The following is a 12882-nucleotide window of genomic DNA, read 5'->3' as shown; positions in this document are numbered from 1 at the left end:
AATCGGACGGAGATGGGTACAAACAGGGGCGGCACGACAGACGACGGACGCCCGGCCGGGAATCTTCGTCGGCGGTCGGGCGTTGACCGAACGACGAAGACAGCGACCCCAACTAGTCCTGTGGGCCATAAGCCCTGGAGGCACGATTCATGAGCGAGCGAGCTCTCCGAGGCACGCGACTCGGTGCTACTAGCTACGAGACCGACCGTGGCATTGACCTGGCTCCGCGCCAGACCGTCGAGTACGCATGCCAGAACGGACACCGGTTCGAGGTGCCCTTCTCCGTCGAGGCGGAGATTCCTTCGGTGTGGGAGTGCCGGTTCTGCGGCACCGAGGCCGTCCTGCTCGACGGCGACGAGCCGGAGGAGAAGAAGACCAAGCCGACCCGCACCCATTGGGACATGCTGATGGAGCGGCGGACCCGTGAGGAGTTGGAGGAGGTGCTGGCCGAGCGGCTGGCCGTGCTCCGCTCCGGTGGGATGAACCTCGCGGTGCACCCGCGGGACACCCGCAAGAGCGCCTGACCCCCGCGGCGCCCGGGGTCGGCGCGGAACGAACAGAGAAGGCCTTGGGCCCGATCCTCGGATCGGGCCCAAGGCCTTCTCTGCGTGTGTCTGCGTGTGGTGTCCGCGTGTGGTCTCTCGTCAGGTGCGGTCAGCGCGAGAGCGGCGGCCGCGGGTCGTCGTCCGGGCCGCGCGGCGCGGTCGGGTCGGCCGGGTCGACCACCTCGCCCTGGACCACCTTGCCGTCCGGGCGGTGCATTCGGAACTGCTGCTGCATCCGCAGCGCGTCGGTGAGCGGATCGCCCATCGGGGCGGTGCGGATCAGCTTCTTGGCCGTGCGGCGGCCGACCGCGCGCCACAGCGCCCGGGTCGGCGGGAGCAGCAGGGTGATCGCGATCGCGTCGGACAGGAAGCCCGGCAGGATCAGCAGCAGGCCGGCCAGCACCGTCAGGCTGGTGCCGGTCTCGGCCGAGCCGGACTCCGGCATCCGGCCCTGCTCGAAGGCGGCCGAGGCGTTGCGCAGCGCCCGCAGCCCGGCCCGCTTGATCAGCCGGGAGCCCAGCACCGCGCCGGCCACCAGCAACAGGACCACCAGCAGTCCACTGGTCGCCGAGGCCACCTGGACCATCAGCCAGACTTCCAGCAGCATCCAGGCCACCACCAGCAGCGGCAGCACCCGGCGCAGCCGGCTGCGCCGGGGGGCGCGGGACAGGTCAACGTGCGGGGTCACGGTAGGGATCCACTCCATCGCGGCGCCGGGAACGCGCCGCGCGGGCTTCTCCCGCGCGGTCGGGGCACCACCGGGGACAACGGTTCGGCCCGGCCCCGTGTTCCACCGGAGCCGGGCCGAAACCCCCAGGTCAGGCCGTGGCGGCCGGGTCGGACCCGCTCGGGCGGCGGCGCCGGGAGACCAGCACCGCGCCGCCGCAGGCCAGCAGGCCGATCACCGACAGCGCCCACTCGGGGGCCGCGCCGAGCCGGTCGGCGAGGGTCTTGCCGTCGCGCAGCGGGACGGTGGCGCTCAGCTCGGCGGCGGTCATCTCGGCCGTGCGGCTCTCGATCGTGCCGTCCGGGCGGATCACCGCGCTGATCCCGCTGGTCGCGGCGATCAGCACCGCGCGGCCGTGCTCGACCGCGCGCAGCCGGGACATCGCCAGCTGCTGGTCGGGCTGACCGGTGTCGGCGTAGTCGGCGTTGTTGGTCTGCACCACCAGCACCCGGCCGCCGCCGTTGACGGTGTTGCGCACGATGTCGTCGTAGGCCACCTCGAAGCAGATCACGTCGCCGATCCGGGCCGGGCCGAGCTGCATCACGCCGATGCCCTTGCCGGGGTAGAAGTCGTGGGCGACCCGCTGCAGCCGGGTGATCACCTTCATCAGCACAGAGCGGAACGGCACGTACTCGCCGAACGGCACCGGGTGCTGCTTGGTGTAGTGCGCGCCGGGGCCGCTGATCGGGTCCCAGACGATGCCCTCGTTCTGCACGTGCTGCGCATCCGGACCGTTGACCAGCGCGCCGACCAGGGTGGGCTTGCCGATGGTGGTGACCGCCTCGGTGATCCGGGCGTAGACCGCCGGGTCGCTGTACGGGTCCAGGTCGGAGGAGTTCTCCGGCCAGATCACCACGTCCGGATCGGGCGCCTGGCCGGCCTTGATCGCGGCGGCCAGCCGCTCGGTCTCGCCCGCGTGGTTGTTCAGCACCTGCATCGGGCGGCCGAGGAAGTCCATGCCCGGCTGCTGCACGTTGCCCTGGATCAGCGCCACCTTGACCGAGGCCGGGCCGCCCGCGGTGTCGCCGGTGGTCGGGATCGGCACCAGGGCGCCGCCGCCGGTGAGCGCGGCGGCCGCCAGCACCGCGGCCGTCGGCTTGAGCCAGCCGACCGGACCGGTCGGCGCCGAGCCCCGGTGGACCACCCGCAGCACCAGGTAGGCCAGCAGCGACCCGGTCAGTGCGACCGCGAAGCTCACCAGTGCGGCGCCGCCGAGCGCGGCCAGCGGGGTGAACGGGGTGGCCGTGTTGGCGAAGGCCAGCCGGCCCCACGGGAACCCGCCGAGCGGCTCGCGGTCCCGGACCAGCTCCTCGGCCACCCAGAGGCAGGCGCCCCAGAGCGGCCAGCCGCGCAGCCGGGAGGTGAGCGCCAGCCCGCCGCCGAGCGCCCAGAGGAACATGGCCTCGGCCAGCGAGAGCCCGAACAAGGCGTCCCAGCCGATCACCCGGAGCCAGACCAGCAGCCAGACGAAGAACGGGAACCCGAAGGCGAAACCGGTCCACAGGCCCTGACGGACCGTCCGGCCGTGGGTGAGCAGCGCGAGGGCGGCCACCGCGAGCACCGACAGCGGCCAGATGTCGTAGGGCGGGAAGGCGGCGGCCAGCGCCAGCCCGGCGGCGGCGGCCAGCGCGCTGCGCTTCCAGCCGCCACGGACCTTGGCACGGAACCTGGCCAGCCGGCCCGCTCCCTTCGCCGGGGTCTCGGGGGTCGGGTCGACGGCCGGGCGGGCCGCGTCGACGGGCACTGCCACCTGGTTACCCATCTCTCTGTGGCGGGATCGGTCCTGCCGCACGGCAGGTGTTGGACGAAGGTACCTCCCCGCCCCGGGCCCGCGGTAGCGGCCCCGGGATGAGAAAGCGGCAGGTCAACCGGCCAGGTAGACCGTGCGGCCGCGGACCGCGGTGCGCAGGCAGACCGGCAGCTCGGAGCCGGGGGTGAGGTCGGGCAGGCCAGGGGTGCCGGAGCGCGGATCCGTGGACCAGCCGGCCACCCGGGAATCGGGCGCCTGGACCACCAGCTCGCCGGTGCGCCAGACCGCGTAACTCGCCGGGGCGCCGGGCACCAGCACGCCCTCCTGGTCGCGGCCGAGCGCCCGCCAGCCGCCGCGGGTGTGCGCGGCGAAGGCCGCGCGCACCGAGATCCGGTGCTCGGGGGTGCGGTGGAAGGCGGCGGCGCGCACCGTGCCCCAGGGGTCGAGCGGGGTGACCGGGGCGTCGGAGCCGAAGGCCAGCGGCACGCCGGCCCGCAGCAGGGCGGCGAACGGGTTGAGGCCGGCCGCCCGCTCGGCGCCGAGCCGAGCCGCGTACATGCCGTCCGGGCCGCCCCAGGCCGCGTCGAAGGCGGGCTGCACGGAGGCGGTCAGGCCGAGCTCGACGAAGGCGGCGATCGCCTTCTCGTCCAGCGCCTCGGCGTGCTCCACCCGGTGCCGCAGCGCCTTGACGGCGGGCAGGCCGACCCGGTCGGCGGCGGCCCGCACGCCCGCCAGCACCGCGTCCAGCGCGGCGTCGCCGATCGCGTGGAAGCCCGCCTGGAGGCCCGCCTCGGTGCAGGCCGCGACGTGCTCGGCGACCTGATCGGCCGTCAGGTACGCGGCTCCCGTGGCCCCCTCATCGCCGGCTGGGGCGTCCTGGTACGGGGCGCGCAGGCAGGCGGTGTGCGAGCCGAGGGCGCCGTCCACGAAGAGGTCGCCGCCGGCGCCGACCGCGCCGAGCTCGCGGGCCCGCTCGACGCCGCCGAGCTCGCCCCAGTAGCCGAATACCTCGGGGCCGTCCTCGGCGGCGGCCAGCTCCAGCAGGGCGGCCAGGTCGGCGGCGGAGGAGATCTCCGGGCCGGCGCACTCGTGCAGCGCGGCGATGCCCAGGCTCGCGGCGTGCCGCAGGGTGGCGCGTTGGGCGGTGCGCCGCTGCTCGTCGGTGAGGTGGGCCAACGCGGCCTTGCGGACGGCGTGGTGGGCGTCCCGGGTGAGCGGGCCGTCCGGGTGGTGGCCCGGCAGGTCGGCCAGGCCCGGGGTGGCGGCGCGCAGCGCGCTGGTGGCGAGCGCGGAGTGCACGTCGGTGCGGGACAGGTAGAGCGGGGCGCCGGCGGCTGCCGCGTCCAGCTCGGCGAGGGTCGGCGGGCGGCCCTCGGGCCAGCCGGTCTCGTCCCAGCCGTGGCCGATCAGCACGCCGTCGGTGGCGGCGGAGAACTCGGCGACCCGGCGCAGCGCCTCGGCCAGCGAGGGGCAGCCGGTCAGGTCCAGGCCGGTGAGGGCGAGGCCGGCCGAGGTGGCGTGCACGTGGGCGTCCACGAAGGCCGGGGTGACCAGCGCACCGTCCAGCTCGACCACCTCGTCGGCGACCGCCGCGTAGGCGTCGGCGGCGCCCTCGCTGCCGACCCAGGCGACGTGCTCGCCCTCGATCAGCATCGCGGTGGCGAAGGGGTCGGCCGGGCTGTAGACGTTGCCGCCGCGCAGCAGCACGGTGCGGGGGGTGCGTTCGGTCATGGCAGGAGCTTAAGTCGATCGGGGGGTGGGTGAAGGAGCGGGTCGAGGGCCGAGTCTGGGCGGTGCCGACGAGGGAGTCCATGCGGAGCATTGGCGACCGAGGAGAAGCCGTCCAGGCGAGAGCCATCGGCCCGCGACGCCGCCCCCCGATCGACTTAAGCTCCCGCAGTCTGCACCCGGGTTGTCCCGGTATGGGACAGGGGGCCTACAGCTTGGGCGGGCGGGCCTCGTAGGGGGTGGAGAGCACCACGGTGGTGCGGGTGGAGACGCCGGCCGCGCTGCGGATGCGGGCGAGCAGGTCCTCCAGGTCGCCGGGGGCGCCGACCCGCACCTTGAGGATGTAGTTCTCGTCGCCCGCGACGCTGTGGCAGGCCTCGATCTCGGGCAGCCCGGCGAGGCGCTCCGGCACGTCGTCGGGGGCGCTCGGGTCGAAGGGTTTGACCGAGATGAAGGCGGTGAGCGCGAGGTTGACCGCGTCCGGGTTGATGAGCGCCGAGTAGCCGCGGATCACCCCGCGCTGCTCCAGCCGGCGGACCCGCTGGTGGACGGCCGAGGTGGACAGGCCGGTGGCCTTGCCCAGGTCGGTGTAGCTCATCCGCCCGTCCTGGACGAGGAGCTGAACGATGCGCTGGTCGAGATCCTCCACGAGGAGTAAACCTACCCGACGCCTGGGCTCCGGACGCCCGTCACGTCGGCCGGAGCTCGCCCGCGGCACATGCCTACGGAATGTGGCGAAGGCCACACTCCGGTGCATCACCCTGCGGCCACCTGCAGGGTTATGAGGGTCCGTCAGCGGGAAGTGCTCGTGTTGGCCCCGGCCGCGTCGGCCCGGCCCTGTCCGTAGGACCCCATTCAGGCCCACTCGGTAGCCCCGTTCCAGGGGATTACAGGGCCCCAGTCCCAGGGGGAAATGATGCCTTCCACCGAACCGCGCGCGCCGCGCGCCGAAGATTTCGAGGACACCGAGGGCGAGTATCTCGTCCCGGGTCTCGACCGCGCCCCGGGGGCCGACCCGGGCGAGCCGGAGACCTGGGAGATCGTCCGGGTGGACTGCCCGGAGTGCCACCGTGCGATCGCGCTGGTCGGCGACGAGGAGCAGCTGCCGCAGCACGCGGTGCTCCGGCAGGCCTGGCACCCGTTCTCCCCGGCGCTCTGCCCGGGGTCCGGGGTGCCGACCGACGAACTGGCCCAGGTGCTGCCCGACGCCGACGAGCAGGCCGGCCCGCTGGCCGCGCTGCTCACGCTGCCCGCCCAACTCGACTGGCGCACCCAGCCGTTCTCGCACGCCGACGGTCCGGGCGGCGCCAAGCTCGCGCACCGGGTGCCGCAGATGCGCCAGGCGCCCCGGGCGGCCGTGGCCCACCGCTGAGCGGGGCCGGGCCGGCCCGGCCCGGCCGAGCAACGACGCAGGGCCGGCCCGCGGGCCGGCCCTGCGTTTCTCCGGGGCTCAGACCCGGGTCAGGTGGCGGCCGATCACCAGCCGCTGGATCTGGTTGGTGCCCTCGACGATCTGCAGCACCTTGGCCTCGCGCATGTAGCGCTCGGCGGGGAAGTCCTGGGTGTAGCCGTAGCCGCCGAGCACCTGGACCGCGTCGGTGGTGACCTTCATCGCGGTGTCGGTGCAGAACAGCTTGGCCATCGCGGCCTGCTTGGAGAACGCCAGGCCGGCGTCCTTGCGGCGGGCGGCGGACAGGTAGAGCGCGCGGCCGGCCTCGATCTGGGTGGCCATGTCGGCGAGCATGAAGGACAGGCCCTGGAAGTCGGCGATCGGGCGGCCGAACTGCTTGCGGGTGCCGGCGTACTCCACCGCCAGGTCGAGCGCGGCCTGGGCCACGCCGATCGCGCAGGCGGCGATGCCGAGCCGGCCGGAGTCCAGCGCGGCCAGCGCGATCTGGAAGCCCTGGCCGAGTTCGCCGATCAGCCGCTCGCGGTCCACCTCGACGCCGTCGAAGTGCAGTTGCGCGGTGGGCGAGCTGTTCATGCCCATCTTGTGCTCCGGCGGGGCGGCCGAGAGGTTGGCGGCGTCGCCGGGGACCAGCAGGCAGCTTATGCCGCGCGGGCCGTCCTCCCCGGTGCGCACGATCGCGCTGTAGAAGTCGGCCTTGCCGCCGTGGGTGATCCAGGCCTTGGTGCCGCGGATCACGTAGCCGTCGGCGGTCGACTCGGCGCGGGTGCGCAGCGAGGCGGCGTCCGAGCCGGCCTGCGGCTCGGAGAGGCAGTAGGCGCCGAGCTGGGCGCCGGAGAGCATGCCGGGCAGCCAGGCCGCGCGCTGCTCGTCGGTGCCGAAGCCGGCTAGGGCGTGGCAGGACAGGGTGTGCACGCTGACCCCGAGGCCGACCGCGAGCCAGCCGGCGGCCAGCTCCTCCAGCACCTGGAGGTAGACCTCGTAGGGCTGGTCGCCGCCGCCGAACTGCTCGGGGTAGGGCAGCGAGAGCAGGCCGGCCTCGCCCAGGGTGGCGAACACGTCGCGGGGGAAGCGGCCGGCGGCCTCGTCCTCGGCGGCCCGGGGCTGGAGCTCGCGGGCGACCAGCTCACGGGTGAGGGTGAGCAGCTCGCGGGCCTCCTCGGTGGGCAGCTGACGCTCCACGGGCTTGGCGGATGCGGCGTTCATGAGGGTGGTCGCCTCCTCGGACGGGCCCCGGGATGACCGGTGCGACGGTGGTGGTCTCGCCCGCGACCGGATCGCGGTGAACGGGCGTTCACAGGCATGGCCAGGCGAGTATGCCGCATGGCGCGCCGTTCGTCACGACCCAGGACTTGCGCTGGTCAGCGGGCGTGGACCCGCCGGCGGCCGGAGGGTCTAAGGTGACGGCTCGTGTCCGATCCGAACCCCGCCGACCCGCTCGGTCCGTTGGCCTCCGAACTCCTCGCCCTGCCGCCCTCGCTGGGCCCGGTGCGGCTGGTCGCCGTGGACGGCCACGCCGGCTCCGGCAAGACCACCTTCGCCGGGCGGCTGGCGGCCGCCCTGGGCGGCGCGCCGGTGGTGCACCTGGACGACCTGGCGACGCACGCGGAGTTCTTCGGGTGGGTCGGGCGGCTGCGCGAGTGGGTGCTGGACCCGTTGGAACGCGGTGAGCCGGCCCGGTTCGAGGCGTACGACTGGGTGGCCCAGCGCTTCCGAGGGGCGCGCGAGATCCCGCCCGCGCCCGTGGTGCTCCTGGAGGGGGTGGGTGCCGGGCGGCGGGCGGTGCGGCCGGCGCTCGCGGCGCTGGTCTGGATGGAACTGCCGGCCGCCGAGGCCCGCGAGCGCGGGCTGCGCCGGGACGGTCCGGAGCTCACCGCCTTCTGGGAGCACTGGTCGGCGGCCGAGGCGGCGCACTTCGCGGCCGACCCGAGCCGCCCGTTCGCACAGCTCAGAGTGGACGGTCGCACCGGCCGACCAGGGCACTAAGCGGTCGCTTGACCGGGCGCCGGACAGGAACTAGATTTTCCTCTCAGCGAGAGTAGTTGAGCTCGCAACTAGACGCGGCACCTCCGGCTTGTTCCCCCGTGAGCCGGAGGTGCCGTTTGCCTTCCCCGGGCCCCTGACGAACCGTCGGCACACCAACGGTCTTCCACGCAGCGTGATTTGGCCGCGCCCGACCTGCTCCCGGATCAGCTCCGCCCGGGTACGATTTCCGACAGGCGCAAGGCAGCGTCCCGGGTGCACGGCGCTGGCTCGCCGACGACCGGGCCTCGGTGCACACCACGGGGGGCGTGAGTGATCATCGGTGACAACTTGGGCGCCGGACCGCAGGGCCCGGCCGACCGTGCCTGGCTACGGGCCATGGACGCCTACACGGCCGGCGCCTACGCCCGGGCCGAGGAGGAGTTCCGCACGGCCGTGCGGCTCGACCCCGGGATGGCCGACGCCTGGCTCGGCCTGCACGCGCTGCGCTGCGACACCTCCGGCGCGCTGCTCGCGATGCACCGCAACAAGAAACGTTTCGGCGAGCAGCGCAGCCGCCACCACCGTCCGCTCAGCTCCTGGTACTGGCTCGGCTGGTGGGTCCAGCCCGTGCTGGAGGACGAGCGCGACCTGGCCCTGGCGCACGCCTCGCACTGGCTGGACGGGCGCCACCTGCCCGAGCTCGACCGGGCGCTGACCCAGTGCCCGCCGGTCGAGCAGGACCCCTCGGTGCGCTTCCTGCACGCCTGCCGCTCCTACCTGCTCAAGGACTGGGAGCAGCTGATCCGGGACACCGACCAGCTGCTCGACGACCACCTGCTCGGCATCGAGGCCGGCCTGTTCGGCGGCATGGCCCGGGTCCGGCTGGACATGTGCGCCCAGGCCCAGGCCCCGCTCGCCGCCTCGCTGGCCCGCTGCCGCTCCGAGCAGCCGCAGCGCAAGGAGCTGCGCTACTGGCTGGCCCGGGCCTACGAGGGCGCGGGGCGCAGCGCCGCCGCGCTGCCGCTCTACCGCTCGGTGCACCGGGCCGACCCGGCGTTCATGGACACCGCCGCCCGGCTCGCCGCGATCGCCGCCGAGGACGGGCTCGGCCTGCTGGAGGAGCTGCCCGCGTTCGGTCCGGCCGAGGCGGCCGACTCGATCGCGCTGGACCTGATCGCCGGCCCCGGTCCGGCCCCCATCGACCTGGGCCCGCCCACGCCCGCCGAGAGCCTGCCGGGCGGCCCGCTCACCGAGGGCCCGTTCGCCGAGAACCTGCTCGCCGGCGGCCCGCTCGCCACCGGGCCGTACGCCGACGGGCCCTACGCCGACGGACCGCGCGTCGACGGACCGCTGCCGCTGGCCGAGCGCTCCGGCGAGGGCCCGCGCGAGGGCGATCCGGCCCTCCCCCAGCCGCCGGCCGGGCCGCCGTCCGCGCCGACGGTCCGTCAGGACGGCCCGACCGCCCTGTCGGCGCCCGCCCCCGCGGCCACCCAGCAGCGCCTGGAGGCGGCACTGGGGGCGCTGGAGCAGATGGTCGGACTGGACCCGGTCAAGCGCCAGGTGCGGGCGCTCTCGGCCCAGCTGCGGATGGCCGGGCTGCGCGCCGAGCAGGGCCTGCCGGTGCAGCCGCCCAAGCGGCACTTCGTCTTCTCCGGCCCCTCCGGCACCGGCAAGACCACGGTGGCCCGGATCCTCGGCCAGGTCTTCCACGCCCTCGGCCTGCTCTCCGGCGACCACCTGGTGGAGGCCCAGCGGGCCGACCTGGTGGGCGAGTTCCTCGGCCAGACCGCGGTCAAGGCGAACGAGCTGATCGACTCCGCGCTGGACGGCGTGCTCTTCATCGACGAGGCCTACAGCCTGGCCAACTCCGGCTACAGCAAGGGCGACGCGTACGGCGACGAGGCGCTGCAGGTGCTGCTCAAGCGGGCCGAGGACAACCGGGACCGGCTGGTGGTGATCCTGGCCGGCTACCCGGAGGGGATGAACCGCCTGCTGGCCGCCAACCCGGGCCTCAACTCCCGTTTCACCACCCGGGTGGACTTCCCCAGCTACCGCCCCGCCGAGCTGACCGCGATCGGCAGCGCGCTGGCCGCCCGGGACGGCGACGGCTGGGACGAGGACGCCGCCGACGAACTGGCCAGCATCTGCGCCCACGTGGTGGCCGAGGGCTGGATCGACGACCTGGGCAACGGACGGTTCATCAGAACCCTCTACGAGAAGTCCTGCGCCTACCGGGACCTGCGGCTCTCGCAGTCCCGCGAGCTGCCCAGCCGGGAGGACCTGGCCACCCTGCGGCTGCCCGACCTGGTGCAGGCCTACGGCGAGCTGATCGACGGCGCGGGCTGACCGGCGCCGTCGACCAGTGGGCTGCCGATCGTCAGGCGGCCCGGCGCACGTGGTCCGGGTCGTGCATCTCGCCGACCAGCTCCTCCAGCACGTCCTCCAGGGTGACCAGGCCCAGCGTGCGCCCGGCCGGGTCGGTGACCGCCGCCAGGTGCGCGGCGGCCCGCCGCATCGCGGTCAGCGCGTCGTCCAGCGGCAGCGACTCGGGCACCACGGTGACCGGGCGCCACAGCCGCACCGGCAGCGGCGCGTCCGGGTCCTCGGCCTCCAGCACGTCCTTGAGGTGCAGGTAGCCGAGGATCGCGCCGTCCGGCCCGAGCACCGGGAAGCGGGAGAAGCCGGTGGCCAGCGCCCGCTCCTCGATCTGCCGGGCCGTCACCGCGGTGTCCACGGTGACCAGCCGGTCCATCGGCAGCAGCACCTCGCGGACCGGGCGGTGGCCCAGCTCCAGGGCGTCCTCCAGCCGCTCCCGCTCGGCCTCGGCGAGCAGGCCGGCGGCCCGCGACTCGGCCAGGATCCAGAGCAGCTGCTCGTCGGTCACCACCGACTCCACCTCGGACTTCGGCGCCACCTTGAACAGCCGCAGCACCAGGTTGGCGAAGGCGTTGAGGAACCGGATCACCGGGCCGAGCAGCCGGGCCAGCCGGGCCAGCGGCGGGCCGAGCCACAGCGCGGCCTTGTCCGGCGCGGCCAGCGCCACGTTCTTCGGCACCATCTCGCCGATCACCATGTGCAGGAAGACCACCAGGGCCAGCGCCAGCAGGTAGGAGACCAGGTGCTCCACCCCGGCCGACATGCCGGCCGCGTGGAACGGGCCGGAGAGCAGCTCGGCGATGGTCGGCTCGGCCAGCGCGCCGAGCAGCAGCGAGCAGACGGTGATGCCGAGCTGGGCGGCGGCCAGCATCGCCGAGACGTCGGAGAGCGCGCGCAGCACCGTGCCGGCCCGGCGGTCGCCCGCCTCGGCCAGCGGTTCGAGCTGGCTGCGCCGCACCGAGATCACCGCGAACTCGGCGCCGACGAAGTAGGCGTTGCCGAGCAGCAGCAGGACGGCCGCGAAGAGCTGGAACGCGATCATGCCGTCTCTCCCAGGTGGACCAGCCGGACGCTGGTGGTGCGGTGCCGGTCGACGCCCTGCACGGTGAGCTCCCAGCCGGGCAGGGTCGCGGTGTCGCCGCGCTCCGGGATCCGGCCGAGCAGGTCGGCGAGCAGGCCGGCCAGCGTCTCGTAGGGGCCGTGCGGGGCGTGCAGGCCGATGCCGGCCAGCTGGTCGATCCGGGCCCGGCCGTCGGCCAGCCAGGCCGGGTGGCCGGCCACCGGTGGGACGGCGAGCAGTTCGGGGCTCTCCCCCGGGTCGTGCTCGTCGCGCACCTCGCCGACGATCTCCTCGACGATGTCCTCCAGGGTGGCCACCCCGGCCGTGCCGCCGTACTCGTCGATCACGATCGCCATCGGCTGACGGCGCCTCAGCTGCTCCAGCAGCTGCTCGGCCGAGAGCGTCTCGGGCACCAGCAGCGGGTCGGCGGCGAGCCGACCCACCGTCACCTCGGCGCGCAGGTCGGCGCGGACCCCGAGGGCGTCCTTCAGGGTGACCGTGCCGGTGATGTCGTCCAGGCTGTCCCGGTAGACCGGGAAGCGGGAGAAGCCGGTGGCCCGGGTCAGGTTGACCACGTCCGCCGCGGTGGCGTCCTGGCCGAGCGCGGCCACCTCCACCCGGGGGGTCATCACCGACTCGGCGGTCAGCCCGCCCAGGTTCAGGGTGCGCACGAAGAGCAGCGCCGCGTCCTGCTCCATCGCCCCGGCCTGGGCCGAGTGCCGGGCCAGGAAGGCGAGTTCGTCCGGGGTGCGGGCGTGCTCCAGCTCCTCGGTCGGCTCGACCCCGAGCGCCCGGACCAGCCGGTTGGCGCAGCCGTTGAGCACCCGGATCAGCGGGCCGCAGGCGGCGCTGAACAGCCGCTGCGGGGCGGCGACCGCGCGGGCCACCTGGAGCGGGCGGGAGATCGCCCAGTTCTTCGGCACCAGTTCGCCGATCACCATCTGCAGCACGGTGGCCACCAGCATGCCGACCACGGCGGACAGGCCCCGGGCCGTGCCCTCGGACAGGTCGAGGTCGGTGAGCGGCGAGGTGAGCAGCACGGCGAGGGCCGGCTCGGCGAGCATGCCGACCACCAGCGAGGTGATGGTGATGCCGAGCTGGGCGCCGGAGAGTTGGAAGGAGAGCGAGCGCAGCGCCTGCCGCAGGCCGTGGGCGCGCCGGTCGCCGTCGCGGGCCGCGCGGTCCACCGCGCCCCGGTCCACGGTGACGAAGGAGAACTCGGCGGCGACGAAGAGGCCGTTGGCGAGGATGAGCAGCAGGGCCGCGGCGAGCAGCAGCCAGGCGGTGGTCACAGCGCCGCCTGCCCGGTGGTCACTGGTGTGG

General features: G+C 74.5%; 11 protein-coding genes. 4 read left to right on the top strand and 7 right to left on the bottom strand.

Annotated elements, in window-relative coordinates:
- The first annotated feature begins 149 nt into the window (after positions 1-149).
- A complete protein-coding gene (locus FHX73_RS37190; protein ID WP_101384134.1) occupies positions 150-524 on the top strand; it encodes an RNA polymerase-binding protein RbpA in 375 nt (124 codons plus the stop codon).
- Positions 525-654: 130 nt separating this feature from the next.
- Here FHX73_RS37190 and fxsA read toward each other — a convergent pair whose 3' ends face one another.
- The 4 genes from fxsA to FHX73_RS37170 all read right to left on the bottom strand — a co-directional run bounded on the left by fxsA (position 655) and on the right by FHX73_RS37170 (position 5399).
- A complete protein-coding gene (gene fxsA / locus FHX73_RS37185) occupies positions 655-1251 on the bottom strand; it encodes an FxsA family membrane protein (RefSeq protein ID WP_145910466.1) in 597 nt (198 codons plus the stop codon).
- Positions 1252-1363: 112 nt separating this feature from the next.
- Positions 1364-3034 (bottom strand): apolipoprotein N-acyltransferase, encoded by a 1671-nt coding sequence (gene lnt / locus FHX73_RS37180; RefSeq protein ID WP_145910465.1) that lies wholly within the window; start codon positions 3032-3034, stop codon positions 1364-1366.
- Between the two features lie 102 nt (positions 3035-3136).
- Positions 3137-4753, bottom strand: a complete 1617-nt coding sequence (locus FHX73_RS37175) for an amidohydrolase (protein WP_145910464.1) — start codon at positions 4751-4753, stop codon at positions 3137-3139.
- Between the two features lie 205 nt (positions 4754-4958).
- Positions 4959-5399, bottom strand: coding sequence for an Lrp/AsnC family transcriptional regulator (locus FHX73_RS37170; protein ID WP_145910463.1), 441 nt, complete (start codon positions 5397-5399; stop codon positions 4959-4961).
- A gap of 267 nt (positions 5400-5666) precedes the next feature.
- Here FHX73_RS37170 and FHX73_RS37165 point away from each other — a divergent pair, with 267 nt between their 5' ends.
- Positions 5667-6122, top strand: a complete 456-nt coding sequence (locus tag FHX73_RS37165) for a hypothetical protein (RefSeq protein ID WP_246214117.1) — start codon at positions 5667-5669, stop codon at positions 6120-6122.
- A 78-nt stretch (positions 6123-6200) separates the two neighbouring features.
- Here the strand turns inward: FHX73_RS37165 and FHX73_RS37160 are convergent, their stop codons facing one another.
- Positions 6201-7364, bottom strand: coding sequence for an acyl-CoA dehydrogenase family protein (locus FHX73_RS37160; protein ID WP_145910462.1), 1164 nt, complete (start codon positions 7362-7364; stop codon positions 6201-6203).
- A gap of 204 nt (positions 7365-7568) precedes the next feature.
- Here FHX73_RS37160 and FHX73_RS37155 point away from each other — a divergent pair, with 204 nt between their 5' ends.
- Positions 7569-8144: a uridine kinase family protein gene (locus FHX73_RS37155; RefSeq protein ID WP_145910461.1), complete on the top strand. Its 576-nt coding sequence runs from the start codon at positions 7569-7571 to the stop codon at positions 8142-8144.
- A gap of 375 nt (positions 8145-8519) precedes the next feature.
- Complete coding sequence (locus FHX73_RS37150; RefSeq protein ID WP_145910460.1) at positions 8520-10469, top strand: AAA family ATPase; 1950 nt, start codon at positions 8520-8522, stop codon at positions 10467-10469.
- A gap of 31 nt (positions 10470-10500) precedes the next feature.
- Here the strand turns inward: FHX73_RS37150 and FHX73_RS37145 are convergent, their stop codons facing one another.
- Entirely contained in the window at positions 10501-11541 is a 1041-nt protein-coding gene (locus FHX73_RS37145; protein WP_145910459.1) for a hemolysin family protein, read from the bottom strand.
- Positions 11538-12851 (bottom strand): hemolysin family protein, encoded by a 1314-nt coding sequence (locus FHX73_RS37140; RefSeq protein ID WP_145910458.1) that lies wholly within the window; start codon positions 12849-12851, stop codon positions 11538-11540. The genes FHX73_RS37145 and FHX73_RS37140 overlap by 4 nt, the downstream gene beginning before the upstream one ends.
- Positions 12852-12882: the final 31 nt, after the last annotated feature.

Origin of the sequence: Kitasatospora viridis (assembly GCF_007829815.1) — a bacterium.
GTDB lineage: Bacteria > Actinomycetota > Actinomycetes > Streptomycetales > Streptomycetaceae > Kitasatospora > Kitasatospora viridis.
This window is presented reverse-complemented; position numbering and strand designations above follow the sequence as displayed.